Source organism: Bacillus sp. Root131 (assembly GCF_001429475.1).
GTDB classification, from domain to species: Bacteria; Bacillota; Bacilli; order Bacillales; family Bacillaceae_G; genus Bacillus_A; species Bacillus_A thuringiensis_S.
Window position 1 is genome coordinate 23,505 of record NZ_LMJQ01000042.1, and the last position, 16,409, is coordinate 39,913.

The window sequence follows — 16,409 nt, forward strand, 5'->3', positions numbered from 1 at the left end:
GAGTCTCTTTTCTTTGCGTATAATAGAACTATGAAAGTTGTCTTTTGAAAGGGGAAAAGCATACGTGATACATACATACGAAGAAGCGATAGGGTGGATTCATAGCCGATTGAAATTTGGAATTAAGCCAGGATTAGAAAGAATGAGATGGATGCTAGAAGAACTCGGAAATCCAGAGCGTCATATAAAATGTGTTCATCTTGCTGGTACAAATGGAAAAGGTTCAACGTTAACATATATGCGCTACATGTTAGAAGGCGCGAAATATAAGGTAGGAACGTTCACCTCTCCTTATATCGAAACATTTAATGAACGCATTAGTGTGAATGGGGCACCAATTGCAGATGAAGAGATTACTGAACTTGTAAAGATGGTAAAACAAGTCGTGGAAAAACTAGATGAGACGGATTTAGGGGAAGCGACGGAGTTTGAAATTATTACTGTTATGGCAATTTGTTATTTCGGTAAAGTCAATTTCTGTGATGTTGTTTTATTTGAAACAGGGCTTGGTGGACGTTTTGATTCTACAAATGTTATACACCCTGTTCTCACGATTATTACGAATATCGGTCACGATCATATGCATATTTTAGGGAATACACTAGGAGAAATTGCATATGAAAAGGCGGGGATTATTAAATCTGGTGTGCCGGTAATTACTGGTGTGCAGGACGAAGAAGCTTTGGAAGTCATTCAAAATGTTGCAAAGGAAAACCATGCAAACCTATACGAACTTGGCAAGCATTTTACAGCGTTACATAAGCAGTCTAAAGAAGATGGGGAACAGTTTGATTTTACTTGTCCTTTTGCCGCATTTGAAGATTTGCAAATCTCAATGAAAGGCATTCATCAAGTAGGAAATGCAGCGCTAGCACTTATGGCAGTCATGTATGTAAAAACATATCTATCATTTTTAATTGAGGAAGAGGAAATAAGAACGGGATTACGGGAAGCGTATTGGATTGGGCGCTTTGAAAAGCTGCAAAGTAACCCGGATATTATTATAGATGGTGCCCATAATCCAGAAGGTATTGAAAGCCTTGTGAAAACAGTAGAAGCGCATTACAAAGATAAAAATGTAATAGTTTTATTTACTGCCCTTGGTGATAAACAATTGCATAACATGGTAGGCCAATTAGAAACCATTGCAGATGAAATTATTTTTACAACATTCGCCTTTGATCGTGCTATCTCTGCTGATAAACTTGCATCATATTCACAAAAAGAATCAAAATTAGTTTTTGAAAATTGGAAAGAGGCAATTGATACAAAAGTTGAAATGATAGGAGAAAATGATGTTTTCATCATAACAGGTTCTCTTTATTTCATTTCTGAAGTTCGAAAATATATTCGCGAGAAAAACTAGATAGTCTTTGCTATCTAGTTTTTTGTTCTACAAATGAAGTCAAAAGCATACATATAAGATAAATATATAGGGTTATTTGGCGAATTTCTCTGACAAATATCTCGTTTTTTTGTGAAAGGAATATGATATGATGCGGACAACGATAAGAGGTGAGGTGTGAGTGTATGGACAAGCAATCACGAACGATCTCAGTGAAAGTGAATGGAACAGAAGCGAAGTATGAGGAAAAGAAGAAAGATGAATTTGAATGGATGGTAGTAGAAGGTGAACGACCGAGAAATGTTGTTCCGTTTCAAAAAGCGAAATCGATGTCTGTGGAAAAATACCGAAAGAAGTGGAGTAATACATTAATTGCAATCGTTGCAACCGCAATTATTATCGGTACGGCGTTTGGAATGGGGATGCTTCATTTACTCACCGGACAAGGAACGACAGGAGGAAGTGAAGTAACAGCTTCCAAGCCGACTGGGAATGGAGAATCAAAGGTGGGTGGAACGGCAGGACAAACATCAGAACCAAAAGAAGAAAAACAAAAAGCACAGGCAGGAGTGTCATTGGATCCGATGAAATTATTTTTTGTTCAAGGGGGGCTTTATTCTTCTGAAGAAAAGGGACGAGCAGCTCTTGAAGAATGGAAAGGCAATGGGGGCATTGGAGCTTTGAGACCGAGCGGGGATAAGTATGCAATAGTTGTTGGTATTGCTAGCGATGAACAGGCTATAAATCAATTAATGACTCAGTATAAAAATGATGGTGTCTCCGTTTTAAAAAAGAACTGGGATATAACAGATAAAGCGTTGCTGAAAGATGATAAAGAAGTAGGAATATTTTTAACAAAAGTGCAGCCATTATACACTCATTTAGCAAAATATGCTTCTAGTGTACAAGTTGGTGGAAAAAGCAGCGCAAAAGATATAGAAGCGATTGAAAAAGAATGGAAAGCGATTGAAAAAGAGGGGAAAAGTATGAAGCAAGAAGAAGCAAAGAAACTGTATATGTATACGTCGGTAGCTGTACAAACAGTAAAAGATGGGAAAATGGATAAGGAATCTTTGGTGAAATTAAATCAAGTTATTATTGATGGCCTACTTTCGTATGAAAAAATTGTTTCGTAGAAAGTGAAATGATAGGATAATAAAATGAGTAAGAAAGAAGTACATGTACTTCTTTCTTTTCTTTTGAATTTAGAGCAAAGTGCTTTCTCTATGACAGGAATATAATCGTATGCAATAAAGAATTGTTATTTTAGTTAGAGAAATTAATATTTCTTTCATTTGTGGACAAACTATTCCTTTGATACGATTGATATAAATTGTTCTGCTTCATGTGAGAAAGGAAGGAGAAAATATGAAAAAAATAATTTTAGCTTCAGGATCACCTCGGAGGAAGGAATTGCTTGAGTTAGCTAGCATACCATTTGAAATCGTTGTAAGTGAAGTAGAGGAAACAATTGGTGCATATTCATCGCCTTCTGATATTGTAATGTCGCTTGCCTTGCAAAAAGCATCAGCGGTGGCAGAAAATAATAGTGATCACATTGTGTTAGGTGCAGATACAATTGTTACATATGAGTCGCGTATTCTTGGTAAGCCTTCTAATGAGGATGAGGCGAAAGAGATGTTACAATTACTATCAGGGAAAACACATGAAGTGTATACAGGTGTTGCGATTATATCAAAAGAAAAAACGGTTACTTTTTATGAGCGTACAGAAGTTACGTTTTGGGAGCTAACAGAAGAGGAAATTGATACATACGTCACGTCGAAAGAACCTCTTGATAAAGCCGGTAGTTATGGGATTCAAGGTAAAGGATCTATTTTCGTTCAAAATATTCAAGGGGACTACTATAGTGTAGTTGGCTTACCAATTGCACGTCTCGTTAGGGAATTAAAACAATTTGATATTGATGTAACCCATGCGTAAAATTGCATGGGGTTTTCTTTGAGAGAACAAATAAAGGAGTGGAGAGATGAACGGTATTCGTGATGTTGTAAGAGAAGAACAGCCACGGGAGCGTTTATTGTTAGAAGGTGCCGGAAGTTTATCAAATCGAGAGCTTCTCGCAGTATTACTCAGAACAGGTTCTAAAGAAGAAACAGTGTTAAAGTTATCAGATAAAATTTTACACCAATTTGATGGCTTACGTATGTTGAAAGATGCAACATTAGAAGAGCTAATTAGTATACATGGTATTGGGATTTCAAAGGCATCGCAACTTATGGCAGCCTTTGAACTAGGCAGAAGAATGGTGCGTTTAGAATATCAAAATAGATATAGTATTCGAAGTCCAGAAGATTGTGCGAAATACATGATGGAAGAAATGCGTTTTTTACAACAAGAGCATTTTGTTTGTTTATATTTAAATACAAAAAATCAAGTTCTACATAGGCAAACGATTTTTATTGGAAGTTTAAACACGTCAATTGTACACCCCAGGGAAGTTTTTAAAGAAGCCTTCCGTCGTGCAGCAGCCTCTATTATATGTCTTCATAACCATCCCTCAGGAGATCCCACGCCGAGCCGTGAAGATATTGAAGTAACAAAACGTTTAGTAGAATGCGGCCAGATTATCGGAATTGAAGTGCTAGATCATATTATAATAGGTGACCATAAATTCGTGAGTTTAAAGGAAAAAGGTCATATTTAAGACTATGCTTTTTACTTATTTTGTTTTATAATGTGATTTATGAGTTTTTTGTAGAAATTTATCTACAAAAAGGATAAAGATATAAAAAACGTACTGTTTTTATAATATAAAGTAAGAAAAAATGAGTCCGTGAAAACAAGAAAGGAAGATAAATAATATGTTTGGATTTGGTGGATTTACTCGCGATCTTGGAATAGACTTAGGAACTGCGAACACGCTTGTATATGTAAAAGGAAAAGGTGTAGTTTTACGTGAACCTTCAGTAGTTGCGTTACAAACTGATACGAAACAAATCGTTGCTGTAGGTAGCGACGCAAAACAAATGATTGGTCGTACACCAGGGAACGTTGTGGCACTTCGCCCGATGAAAGACGGTGTAATTGCTGATTATGAAACAACTGCAACAATGATGAAATATTACATTCAACAAGCTCAAAAATCAAACGGTTTCTTCTCACGTAAGCCGTATGTAATGGTATGTGTACCATCTGGTATTACAGCTGTAGAAAGACGTGCAGTAATCGATGCGACTCGTCAAGCGGGTGCTCGTGATGCTTATCCTATCGAAGAGCCATTTGCAGCAGCAATTGGTGCAAACTTACCTGTTTGGGAACCAACTGGTAGTATGGTAGTTGATATCGGTGGTGGTACAACAGAAGTTGCAATTATTTCTTTAGGAGGTATTGTAACAAGTCAGTCAGTTCGTGTTGCTGGTGATGATATGGACGATTCAATCATTCAGTACATTAAGAAAAGCTATAACTTAATGATCGGTGAAAGAACAGCTGAAGCATTAAAATTAGAAATCGGTTCTGCAGGCGAGCCAGAAGGTATCGAGCCTATGGAAATTCGCGGTCGTGATTTAGTAAGTGGTTTACCAAAAACAGTACTAATTCAGCCAGAAGAAATTGCAGATGCATTAAAAGATACAGTAGATGCGATTGTAGAATCAGTTAAAAATACACTAGAAAAAACTCCACCTGAATTAGCAGCTGATATTATGGACCGCGGTATTGTATTAACAGGTGGCGGGGCATTACTACGTAATTTAGATAAAGTAATTAGTGAAGAAACAAAAATGCCAGTTCTTGTTGCAGAAGACCCATTAGATTGCGTAGCAATTGGAACAGGTAAAGCATTAGACAATATCGATCTTTTCAAAACTGCTGCTCGATAATATTGCAAAATAAAAATCAGTGAAATTAAGAGGGTGTGAACGTGCCACAGTTTTTCTTAAACAAAAGATTAATTGTTTTGTTAGTTAGTATTATTCTTCTCGTGGCATTGATTGGAATCTCATTGAAAGAACGGAACAGTTTAACATGGCCAGAGCAGTTTGTTAAAGACACTGTCGGTGTTGTAGAACGTGTATTCCAAAAGCCAGCGAAATACGTAGCTGGATTCTTCGAAAATGTAGAGGATGTAAAGCGCACGTATGAAGAGAATAAAGAATTAAAAGCAAAATTAGATAATTATGCAGGTCTATCAGGGAAAGTAAAACAATTAGAAGATGATAACAAGAAGTTACAAGAGTTAACTGGAAAAAAGGAGTTGCTGAGCGATTATACTGAGATTCCAGCTACTGTTGTTTCTCGTAGTTCAGATAAATGGTACGATTTAATTGGAATTGATAAAGGGGCACAGCAAGGAATTAAAAAAGATATGGCTGTTATGACTTCACAAGGTTTAGTTGGACGTGTGAAAAGTGTATCTCAGTTTACATCATCAGTAGAGTTATTAAGCTCTATGAGCCGAACAAATCGTGTATCTGCTATTGTACAAGGGCAAGAAAATATCTTTGGTTTAATTGAAGGTTACGACAAAGAAAAACACTTACTTCTTTTCACAAAGATTGGTTCTGATGCAAAAGTAGAAAAAGATCAAATGGTTGTAACATCTGGACTAGGTGATATTTTCCCGAAAGGTCTTGTAATTGGGAAAATCGTTGATGTACAACCAGATGCATACGGCTTAACAAAAACAGCTTATGTAAAACCTGCCGCTGATTTAAATGACGTAGAGCATATTATGGTTGCTAAACGTAAAAAGCCTTCAGCGCCATTAGAATAGGAGGGAGAGAAGAGATGATGAAGATTTTAAAAAGAGCAGCTCTTCCTCTTTTGCTCCTTTTTGTGTTTCTATTTGAAAATATGTTTGCTACCATTGTTCCAACAAATGTGTTTTGGAAAGAGAGTATAGCAGCACCGCATTTCTTTATAATCGTCTTATGTTTTATTACAGTGTATTATAGTCCGGTCCAAGGGATTTATTACGGACTATTATTTGGTTTCTTATTTGATACCGTATACACAGAACTTGTCGGTATATATATTTTTGCTTATCCGATTTTAGCTTATTTAGTTTATAGTGTGATGAAAGTACTGCAATTGAATTTATTTATTGTTGTTTCCATCATATTAGCTAGCGTTGTAGCACTAGAGTATTATGTGTATGGATTTTTAACTTTGTTGGGACGTACTCATATGCCAGCGTATGTCTTTTTCACAGATCGTCTCCTTGCTACTTTATTGTTAAATGCTATTTTCTTGTTGATAGTTTGTTTCCCACTGAGACGATATATATTGCGTCTTTCAAAAGCGATGGAAGAAAAAGAAAAAAGGATTTTCTAATTTTATGTCGAATTGAATCGGTGGGGTGAACTTTAGTGGAAGAAAAAAAGCAACAAAATGTAACGATAAAAGGGACAAAAGATGGGATAACGCTTCATTTAGATGATTGTTGTTCATTCTCTGAATTGTTGATAGAATTAGACGAAAAACTTTCTACACATTACTACGATGGTGATGGACGCTCTTTAATTGAAGTGCATGTGAAAGTAGGAAATCGTTATTTAACAGAAGTCCAACAAGAAGAGATTCGTACGTTAATTCGTAATAAAAAGAATCTTGTTGTGGATTCAATTAAAAGTGATGTTATCACTAAAGCAGAAGCAATAGCTTGGAAAGAAGAAACAGAAATTGTCCCTATTTCCAAAATTGTTCGCTCTGGACAAGTTTTACATGTAAAAGGAAATTTGTTGTTAATTGGAGATGTTAATCCAGGCGGAACGGTTATCGCTGGGGGGAATATTTTTGTTGTAGGATCATTAAGAGGAATTGCACATGCTGGGTATTATGGGGATTCGGATGCTGTAATCGCTGCATCTGTTATGAACCCGATGCAACTTCGAATTAGTGATGTGGCAATGCGGGCTCCGGAAGAGAAAGAAGACGGAGCGGAGGCGGCAGAATGTGCGTATATTAATGAGAACAATCACATTGTTGTCGATCGCCTGCAACTTCTCACTCATCTTAGACCTAATTTAACAAAGTTAGAAAGGGGAATTGTATAGCTGTGGGAGAGGCAATAGTAATTACATCTGGAAAAGGCGGAGTAGGTAAAACTACAACGTCTGCGAACATTGGTACGGCCCTAGCGTTATCTGGAAAGAAAGTGTGCTTAATTGACACAGATATCGGTCTTCGAAATTTAGACGTAGTAATGGGGCTGGAAAATCGTATTGTATTTGATCTTGTTGATGTCGTTGAAGGGCGTTGCCGTTTACCTCAGGCTCTTATTAAAGATAAACGTTTTGATGATCTTTATTTATTACCTGCAGCACAAACGAGTGATAAATCAGCGGTAACACCTGAACAAATGGATGAATTAATACAAGTATTACGTCAAGATTATGATTACATATTAATTGATTGTCCTGCGGGGATTGAGCAGGGATTTAAAAATGCGGTAGCTGGTGCGGATAAAGCAATCGTTGTTACGACGCCAGAAGTATCCTCAATGCGCGATGCGGATCGTATTATTGGGCTTTTAGAAAAAGAGGATATTGAACCACCAAAACTTGTTATTAACCGTGTACGTAGTCATATGCTTCATGAACAGGATATGTTAGATGTTGATGAAATTGTACGTACATTGTCAATCGAGCTTCTTGGTGTTGTCGAAGATGACGATGAAGTTATTCGAGCTACAAATACAGGTGAACCTGTGGCGTTGCAACCAAGCGGAAAAGCAGCGTTGGCTTATCGTAATATCGCAAGACGCTTGTTGGGTGAGAATGTACCATTACAAGCATTTGAACAAGAAAAGGTATCGGTATTTGCAAAGGTAAAAAACTTCTTTGGAATCCGTTAAAAGCACTTCGCACATATGCGAAGTGCTTTCTTTTTTCTTCACACGAATATCTTTCTTTCTTAGCTCATACACATGTACAAACTGTATACAACTGTTTCTATTGAAATTAGCTTACGGAAAGAAAGGAGACAGTATGAAGAATAGACGCGTAGAAGAAATTAAAAAGCGGATTGCGAAAAGGAAGGCCGAGCAAGAAAGGATGGAGGAAGAGCAGTATTTTACCGGAGGGAATTTTGGTAGCGAAACAGTATTTATTGAAGAAGGAGAAAAGGAAATTCACCCTTTATTTCGAAAGGAAGTCTTTTTCTTCAAAGTTTTATTATCAGCAATATTAGTTCTTTCGGTTGCTATTTTATATAAGAATGCCCCGTCTTCGTTCGATGGTGCTAAAGCTGTTACAGAAAAAGTGATGAAAGAGGAATTTCAGTTTGCTACTGTAGCGAAATGGTATGAAAAGCAATTTGGAAAACCGCTTGTATTTTATTCACCGAATGAGAAAAAAGAAGGAAGTATTCAGCAAAAAAATTATGCAATTCCTGCTTCTGGAAAAGTAATGCAAGGGTTTCAAAAAAATGGTCAAGGTGTATTTGTCCAAACAGCTACAAATGCAACAGTTGAGTCAGTGAATGAAGGATTAGTTGTTTTTGCGGGTAAGAAAGAGGAACTTGGAAATACAGTTCAAATTCAACATGCAGATGGTACGGAGTCATGGTATGCAAACTTAAACGATATGTCAGTGAAATTATATGATTACGTTTCAAAGAAACAAAAAATTGGAACGGTGAGTAATGATACAAATGATAAAAATGGAAAGTTTTATTTCGCGATAAAAAAGAATGAAAAATTTATTGATCCGATCCAGGTGATATCATTTGATTAAATATAGGGACGTTTTAACGAAAATTTCCGTGCATCCATTATTTTGGGTTATCATTGTCATTGGTATTTTTACTGCACGTTTTAAAGAATTAATACTGTTATTTTGTATTGTTCTTATTCATGAACTTGGGCATGCTCTTGCAGCAGCGCACTATAATTGGCGTATAAAAAAAATTCAGCTTTTGCCGTTTGGTGGCGTGGCTGAGCTTGAGGAACATGGTAATAAGTCGTTGAAAGAGGAACTTGTTGTCGTAATTGCAGGACCGATTCAACATGTTTGGATGATGCTAGTAGGTTATATATTATTTGAAGCCGGTTGGCTGAACGCGGATTTATATTATTTCTTTATGTGGAATAATATAATTATTTTAGCGTTTAATTTACTCCCTATTTGGCCGTTAGATGGCGGGAAAGTATTGTTTAATATACTATCATATCGTTTTCCTTATTTACAAGCACATGGAAAGATGATGAAATTGTCATGTGTTTTTTTTGGTGTAATATTAGGATGGCAGTTACTCTGGAATAGCAATAATATTATGATGTGGGTACTACTCATGTTTTTGGCAGTGTCGTTATATCAAGAGTGGAAACAAAGACGGTATGCCTTTATGCGTTTTTTATTAGAACGTTATTATGGGAACAAAAGAGGAATTGAAAAGATTGCACCTATTGAAGTGCAATCAGAAGATCATTTATATAAGATATTCACAAAATTTCGTAGAGGATATAAGCACTCTATTATCGTCCATGGAAAATATAAAGAACATTACACATTAGATGAAAATGAACTGCTCTATGCATATTTTACTGAAAAACGAACAACTTCATCAGTTGAAGAATTAATCGGTTAGTGTTGACGATAGCACTAACCTTTTATTATTGTAAAAGCAAAGAAGATTATAAAGTGAGGAAATAATTTTGAAAACGTTATATGTGAATTACGCTGGATCGGAAAAGCGCGTTGCAATTGAAGAGAAGAAAAAAATTGTTGAGTTTTTATGGAAACGTAATGAAGAGCAAGAGATTGTTGGGCATATTTATGCCGGACGTATCGTAAGAACAATCGCTGGAATGAACGCAGCATTTGTAAACATCGGTTTAGAAAAACATGCGTATCTTTCATACGATGATGTACCATCTTGTTATCGTATACATGAAGGGCAAGCGATTCTCGTACAAGTTGTGAAAGAGGCAATTGATACGAAAGGGCCTAAATTGACAGCGAATATAGAATTTACCGGGAAATATGTCGTTTATATGCCGTTTGATGAGATGCGCGCTGTTTCTCGGAAAATAAAAAATAATAAAAAAAGACAACAGTTACTCCAAATTGAGGTAGAAGGAACAGGGGGTTACATTTTCCGCTCTGCTTCTGAAAAAGGAGCGATTGAAGAAATACAAGCTGAAATGCAAATGTTACAGCAGTTATATGAAGAGCTAAAAAGAAAAGAGGGCCAAGGAAAGGCGCCGTTATTACTTCATCGACCGGCCACCTTTTTAGATCGTGTATTCCAAGAGAATCCGATTGAAACAATTGAAAAAGTAGTTGTAGATACAAGAAGTATAGTAAAAGAATTAGAGGAAAATATCGGAAAAGAAAAAGTATCTTTTTATAATGAAAAATCTTCAATGTTTAACCATTTTGGAATAGAGCGTGAAATCGAGAAAGCACTTCAAAAAATTGTATGGCTCCCGAATGGTGCTTATTTAATTGTGGAACAAATGGAGACGATGACTGTAATTGATGTGAATACGGGCAAGTTTACTGGAAAACAGAATTTACAAGATACAGTCCTTCGTACAAATGAAGTGGCAGCTGAAGAGATTGCACGTCAATTAAGACTGCGTGATATCGGTGGTATGATATTAATTGATTTTATTAATATGAAAAGAAGAGAAGATAAAGAAATGGTAAGAGAATGTCTCATGGCTGCTATGCAAAATGATCGCACATATACAAGAGTGCTTGGGTTTACAGAGTTAGGGATTTTAGAGATGACACGTAAACGTAAGAAACATTCTTTACGCGACGTATTACTAGAAGAATGTGTACCGTGCAAAGCGACGGGGTATATGATGTCATATGAGACAATTGCGTATGAGTTAGAGAGAGAGCTAATTACATATGGCAATATAGAGGATGAGGCAGTATTAATCGCTGCACCTAAAGACTTGCAAAAACAATTTTTGCAAAAAGAATTACAAAAAAATATTCCATTTGAAATTTATTTCAAAGATGATATGATCGAAAAGTATGCAATTGTCCGTTTTGGAAGTAAAACAGAAATTGTAGAGCGGAAAAATAGTTAGCAGAACATTTATTGACAACCGTCTATGATTCATGATAACATCTTTATGTTATAGTTTATAGCACCTAAACGGCTATATGCTACAACCGCACAAGACAGGTTCCCTAAAGGCATATATGTCTACCTCGTTTTTGGCGAGTCTTAGTAATTAAGAGGAGGTGCAAGTATGTACGCAATTATCGAAACAGGTGGAAAACAAATTAAAGTTGAAGCTGGTCAAGCAATCTACATTGAAAAATTAGATGTTGAAGCTGGTGAAACTGTTACTTTTGACAAAGTTCTTTTCGTTGGTGGCGAAAACGTTAAAGTTGGTAGCCCAGTTGTAGAAGGTGCAACAGTTACTGCGAAAGTTGAAAAACAAGGTCGCGCTAAGAAAATTATCGTTTTCAAATACAAAGCGAAAAAGAACAATCGTAAGAAACAAGGTCATCGTCAACCTTACACTAAGCTAGTTGTTGAAGCTATCAACGCTTAATCCAGGTTAACATGATTAAAATTACGATAAGTCGCACGAAATTAGGAAGTATCCAATCATTTAAAATGACTGGACATGCCGATTATGCGCCACATGGACAAGACCTTGTCTGTGCTGGAACTACAGCGGTTGTGTTTGGTTCTATAAATGCAGTGGAAGAACTTTGTAATGTGCAGGCAACTATTGAACTCGGAAGTGATGGCGGATTCTTAACGTATGAATTGCCTAATGATTTAGACGTTCATACAGTAGAAAAAGCACAGATACTTTTGGAAGGATTGGTTGTTTCGCTTAAGACGATCGAACTTGATTACGGAAAGTATATCCGTTTAATAGAAAAAGTGCAGGAGGTGTAACGTATGTTAAGATTAGATCTTCAGTTTTTCGCATCTAAGAAAGGTGTAGGTAGTACAAAGAACGGTCGTGACTCTCAGTCAAAACGTCTTGGTGCTAAACGCGCAGATGGTCAAACGGTTTCAGGTGGTTCAATTCTTTACCGTCAACGCGGTACAAAAATTTATCCAGGTGTTAACGTTGGTCGTGGTGGCGATGACACTTTATACGCGAAAGTTGACGGCGTAGTACGCTTTGAGCGTCTTGGCCGTGACCGCAAACAAGTGAGCGTATATCCTGTTGCTCAAGAAGCATAAGAACTCACGGAAAACTCTAACCTGAGTGCAGGTTAGAGTTTTTCTATATTAAGGGGTATCTAAATGAATGAAAAATGGACAATTATAGATGCATTGCGCCATTCAAGACATGATTGGCTCAATCGTATGCAGATGGTGAAAGGAAACCTTTCCCTTGGAAAAGTGGAAGAAATTCATAGTCTCATCGATCGTTTTGTCCAAGAAGCGAGACAAGAATCCAATCTGATGGGGCTATCAATGCCTTTATTTTCAGAGTGGATTTTAACATATAATTGGAAACAGCAGCCGTGCTTATTGGAGTACGAAGTATTAGGGAAATTACATAACTTATCTCACTTAGATGAGACTGTATGTACATGGACGAATCAATTTTTCTCGATGCTTCAGCATAGTTTAGACGTATATGTTGAAAATTATGTTTGTATCACAATTGAATGTGACGCGGATAATGCTCGTTTCTTTTTTGATTTTCGTGGTAAGCTAACGAGTGTAGAAGAACTACAGAATTGGCTTGCGACCCAAAACAATAAATGGTATTCCATTTCTTATACAGTGCGAGACGAAGAAGTCTCAGTTATATTACAACCAATTGAAAAAGTGTGGTGAAATAATGTTTGTAGATCAGGTCAAGATATATGTAAAAGGCGGCGACGGTGGTAACGGTATGGTTGCGTATCGTCGTGAGAAGTATGTTCCTAAAGGTGGCCCAGCAGGTGGCGACGGCGGTAAAGGTGCAGATGTTGTTTTCGTAGTTGAGGAAGGCTTACGTACATTAATGGACTTCCGCTACCAACGTCATTTCAAAGCTGATCGCGGTCAGCACGGAATGAGTAAAGGTCAGCACGGACGTAAATCTGAAGATTTAATCGTAAAGGTTCCACCAGGAACAATAGTAAAAGATGAAAAAACTGGTCAAATTCTTGCCGATTTAGTAACGCATGAACAAACTGCTGTAATCGCAAGAGGTGGCCGTGGTGGCCGTGGTAACTCACGTTTCGCAACAGCTACGAACCCAGCACCAGAAATCGCTGAGAACGGAGAACCAGGTCAAGAACGTGATGTCATTCTAGAACTTAAAGTACTAGCAGATGTTGGACTTGTTGGATTCCCAAGTGTAGGTAAATCTACATTATTATCTGTTGTATCATCAGCACGTCCGAAAATTGCAGAGTATCACTTTACAACAATCGTTCCGAATCTTGGTGTTGTTGAAACTGGTGATAACCGCAGCTTCGTGATGGCTGACCTTCCTGGACTAATTGAAGGCGCACATGCTGGCGTTGGACTTGGACACCAATTCTTACGTCATATCGAGCGTACACGTGTAATTGTACATGTTATTGATATGTCTGGTTTAGAAGGCCGTGAGCCATATGAAGATTATGTTACAATTAATAATGAATTAAAAGAATACAATATGCGTTTAACAGAGCGTCCGCAAGTTGTTGTAGCAAACAAAATGGATATGCCAGATGCAGAAGAGAACTTACAAGCATTTAAAGAGAAAGTGGGAGACGAAGTAAAAATCTTCCCAATTTCAGCTGTAACGAAACAAGGTGTTCGTGATTTACTATTTGAAGTAGCGAACTTATTAGAAACAACACCAGAATTCCCAATGTACGATGTTGTCGAAGAGTCTGAAGCAAGTGTAATGTATAAATTTGATGCTGAAAGTCTTAAATTTGAAATTACACGTGAAAGTGACGGCACATTTGTTATTTCTGGTTACGATATCGAGAAGACATTCAAAATGACAGACTTCTCACGTGATGAATCTATACGTCGTTTCGCTCGCCAAATGCGCGGAATGGGTATTGATGAAGCGCTTCGTGCACGTGGTGCAAAAGACGGAGATATTGTAAAAATTCTTGAATATGAATTTGAATTTATCGATTAAGACTGCCGAAATATGGCAGTCTTTTTTTTATCCCACTATTTGCCCGTAGAACCTCCACTGATTAAAGTATCACTTTATATTGCAATAGTTAGATTATTATAGGGAAAAATCCCCACTAATTAAATTTTCAATTTATAATGGAAAAAGGAGTAAATGTAGAAGAATTCTTTTATGGGGAGAAAAAGAACATGTATAAAATATTAATTGTAGAAGATGATGAGAAAATTGCGGGAATATTAGAGGAGCATTTAGAAAGGTATGGCTATCAATCATTTAGAGCAAGTGATTTACGTCATATAAAAGATGAGTTTGTAAAAATAAATCCTCATCTTGTGTTACTTGATATTAACTTACCGTACTTTGACGGTTTTTATTGGTGTCGTCAAATTCGTACTGTATCGAATGCGCCGATTATTTTTGTTTCTGCAAGAACAGGGGAAATGGATCAAGTGATGGCGATTGAAAATGGCGGCGATGATTATATTACGAAGCCATTCCATTTAGATATCGTAATGGCAAAGGTGAAGAGTGCGCTTCGCCGTGGCTATGGAGAGTATGCCTCTGCTGCTGAGAGTGATTGTTTAGGTGTAAATGGACTGTTGTTATTCCCGTCCCAGCATATCGTTGAGTGGCAGGGACAACAAACTGAACTGACAAAAAATGAGTTTTACTTATTAGAGTGTTTAATGAAACAGGTGAATCAATATGTAACGCGTGAAGAACTGTTAGAAGCTCTATGGGATGAAGTAGCATTTGTGGATGATAATACATTAACCGTAAATGTAAAACGTGTAAGGAAGAAACTAGAAGAGCTAGGCATTAAAAATGCAATTGTAACGAAACGTGGATATGGTTATGCGCTTCTTACGGAGTGGGGCGAAGGGCATGAAGGTTAAAAATTACCTCGTGGATCGCTTTCCTTTAATTCTTTCTTATATTGTTAGCCTTTGTTTATTTGGGCTCGTTTTGCAGTTGCAAAGTCTTTTAGAAAAGAAATCCATTGATTGGAGTACGTGGTTATATGGACTTTTATTAGGAACAGTTGTGTTTACTGTATACCTCATTTACGATTATCGAAAACGGAGTGTGTTTTTAAAGAGGATCGAAAAGTACGTTACTGGCGGAAATACATTACATGACTCTTTACTTATTGATGAATCTTATACATCAGAGCAAGAAATGGTCGTTGAATCTTTTACGTTATTAAGACAGCAATATATGAATGAAATTCATAAACAGCATGCGAAAGAGCAACAGCAAATGATATTTATGAACCAATGGATTCACCAAATGAAAACACCAGTATCTGTTATTGAATTATTGTTGCAGAAGTTTGGCAAAGAGCATCGTGAGGCAAGAGTAACAGTTGAAAGTATCCGTGAAGAAAATAACCGTATACTAAATGGGTTAGATTTAGCGTTACATATGGCAAGACTAGAGCAGTTTGCGAAAGATTATAAGGTAGAAGTAGTAAATGTTATAGATATCGTGCGAGGTATTATTAATGAAAACCGAAAATCCTTCATTCAATCGTCTGTATTCCCGAAAGTGATGTTTGAAGAAGATACTTGTATGGTTGCATCTGATAGAAAATGGCTGAGCATTGCTATAGGTCAAATTGTTGTAAACGCAATCAAGTATACCAAAATTTCAGCGGTAGAGAAAAAAGAAATTCAATTTCAAATTGAAGAGAAAAATCAAAAGGTGTTATTACATATTAAGGACAATGGAATTGGTATTCCAGAGCAAGACGTAAAGCGCATATTTGACCCATTCTTTACGGGAATAAATGGACGTAAAACGAGAGAAGCGACTGGGATGGGCTTATATATTACGAAGGAAATTTGCGATAATTTACATCATGGAATGTATGTTCAATCGGCTGAAGGAGAAGGGACAACATTCACGTTCCAATTTGCAAAAGATGAAGAATATCATACATTGATGAGAAAAATGACAAAACTGTAAGATAACAAAACGTTTTGTAAGGGAAATCACTCGTTTCTTTTTCTTATTTTTCTTATAGTAAAT

General features: G+C 36.8%; 19 protein-coding genes and 1 other annotated feature. All 19 genes read left to right on the forward strand.

Annotated features, from left to right (window positions below):
• Nucleotides 1-64: 64 nt before the first annotated feature.
• Entirely contained in the window at nt 65-1,366 is a 1,302-nt protein-coding gene (folC, locus tag ASE54_RS29625) for a bifunctional tetrahydrofolate synthase/dihydrofolate synthase (protein ID WP_000582072.1), read from the forward strand.
• Between the two features lie 164 nt (nt 1,367-1,530).
• The gene (locus ASE54_RS29630) at nt 1,531-2,481 is read left to right on the forward strand and encodes a hypothetical protein (protein WP_000360995.1); all 951 of its coding nucleotides are present in this window, start codon (nt 1,531-1,533) and stop codon (nt 2,479-2,481) included.
• A 232-nt stretch (nt 2,482-2,713) separates the two neighbouring features.
• Nucleotides 2,714-3,289: a Maf family protein gene (locus tag ASE54_RS29635; RefSeq protein ID WP_000720491.1), complete on the forward strand. Its 576-nt coding sequence runs from the start codon at nt 2,714-2,716 to the stop codon at nt 3,287-3,289.
• A 46-nt stretch (nt 3,290-3,335) separates the two neighbouring features.
• The gene (gene radC / locus ASE54_RS29640; RefSeq protein ID WP_001013396.1) at nt 3,336-4,013 is read left to right on the forward strand and encodes a DNA repair protein RadC; all 678 of its coding nucleotides are present in this window, start codon (nt 3,336-3,338) and stop codon (nt 4,011-4,013) included.
• 157 nt (nt 4,014-4,170) lie between these two features.
• Nucleotides 4,171-5,190: a cell shape-determining protein MreB gene (mreB, locus tag ASE54_RS29645; protein ID WP_000466736.1), complete on the forward strand. Its 1,020-nt coding sequence runs from the start codon at nt 4,171-4,173 to the stop codon at nt 5,188-5,190.
• Between the two features lie 41 nt (nt 5,191-5,231).
• Nucleotides 5,232-6,083, forward strand: coding sequence for a rod shape-determining protein MreC (mreC, locus tag ASE54_RS29650; protein ID WP_001135484.1), 852 nt, complete (start codon nt 5,232-5,234; stop codon nt 6,081-6,083).
• Nucleotides 6,084-6,097: 14 nt separating this feature from the next.
• Nucleotides 6,098-6,643, forward strand: coding sequence for a rod shape-determining protein MreD (gene mreD / locus ASE54_RS29655; RefSeq protein ID WP_000975762.1), 546 nt, complete (start codon nt 6,098-6,100; stop codon nt 6,641-6,643).
• A 35-nt stretch (nt 6,644-6,678) separates the two neighbouring features.
• Entirely contained in the window at nt 6,679-7,365 is a 687-nt protein-coding gene (gene minC, locus ASE54_RS29660) for a septum site-determining protein MinC (protein WP_000391514.1), read from the forward strand.
• 2 nt (nt 7,366-7,367) lie between these two features.
• Nucleotides 7,368-8,165 carry a septum site-determining protein MinD gene (minD, locus tag ASE54_RS29665; protein ID WP_000503309.1) on the forward strand — a complete coding sequence of 266 codons (798 nt, stop codon included), beginning with the start codon at nt 7,368-7,370 and terminating at the stop codon, nt 8,163-8,165.
• Between the two features lie 133 nt (nt 8,166-8,298).
• Entirely contained in the window at nt 8,299-9,045 is a 747-nt protein-coding gene (spoIVFA, locus tag ASE54_RS29670) for a stage IV sporulation protein SpoIVFA (protein ID WP_000797477.1), read from the forward strand.
• Complete coding sequence (locus ASE54_RS29675; protein WP_000599047.1) at nt 9,038-9,898, forward strand: M50 family metallopeptidase; 861 nt, start codon at nt 9,038-9,040, stop codon at nt 9,896-9,898. The genes spoIVFA and ASE54_RS29675 overlap by 8 nt, the downstream gene beginning before the upstream one ends.
• Before the next feature lie 67 nt (nt 9,899-9,965).
• Entirely contained in the window at nt 9,966-11,357 is a 1,392-nt protein-coding gene (locus tag ASE54_RS29680; RefSeq protein WP_000855475.1) for an Rne/Rng family ribonuclease, read from the forward strand.
• Nucleotides 11,358-11,430: 73 nt separating this feature from the next.
• Nucleotides 11,431-11,508: a sequence feature (ribosomal protein L21 leader region), on the forward strand.
• Nucleotides 11,509-11,522: 14 nt separating this feature from the next.
• Nucleotides 11,523-11,831, forward strand: coding sequence for a 50S ribosomal protein L21 (rplU, locus tag ASE54_RS29685; RefSeq protein ID WP_000270907.1), 309 nt, complete (start codon nt 11,523-11,525; stop codon nt 11,829-11,831).
• An 11-nt stretch (nt 11,832-11,842) separates the two neighbouring features.
• Entirely contained in the window at nt 11,843-12,187 is a 345-nt protein-coding gene (locus tag ASE54_RS29690) for a ribosomal-processing cysteine protease Prp (protein ID WP_002082112.1), read from the forward strand.
• Between the two features lie 3 nt (nt 12,188-12,190).
• Nucleotides 12,191-12,481 carry a 50S ribosomal protein L27 gene (rpmA, locus tag ASE54_RS29695; RefSeq protein WP_000944957.1) on the forward strand — a complete coding sequence of 97 codons (291 nt, stop codon included), beginning with the start codon at nt 12,191-12,193 and terminating at the stop codon, nt 12,479-12,481.
• A gap of 63 nt (nt 12,482-12,544) precedes the next feature.
• On the forward strand, nt 12,545-13,087 hold the full coding sequence (locus tag ASE54_RS29700; protein WP_001003585.1) for a sporulation initiation phosphotransferase B: 543 nt from the start codon (nt 12,545-12,547) through the stop codon (nt 13,085-13,087).
• Nucleotides 13,088-13,091: 4 nt separating this feature from the next.
• On the forward strand, nt 13,092-14,378 hold the full coding sequence (obgE, locus tag ASE54_RS29705) for a GTPase ObgE (RefSeq protein WP_000497121.1): 1,287 nt from the start codon (nt 13,092-13,094) through the stop codon (nt 14,376-14,378).
• A gap of 188 nt (nt 14,379-14,566) precedes the next feature.
• Nucleotides 14,567-15,274 carry a response regulator transcription factor gene (locus ASE54_RS29710; RefSeq protein WP_002082113.1) on the forward strand — a complete coding sequence of 236 codons (708 nt, stop codon included), beginning with the start codon at nt 14,567-14,569 and terminating at the stop codon, nt 15,272-15,274.
• Nucleotides 15,264-16,346 carry a HAMP domain-containing histidine kinase gene (locus ASE54_RS29715; protein ID WP_000865417.1) on the forward strand — a complete coding sequence of 361 codons (1,083 nt, stop codon included), beginning with the start codon at nt 15,264-15,266 and terminating at the stop codon, nt 16,344-16,346. The genes ASE54_RS29710 and ASE54_RS29715 overlap by 11 nt, the downstream gene beginning before the upstream one ends.
• The last annotated feature ends 63 nt before the right edge of the window (nt 16,347-16,409 follow it).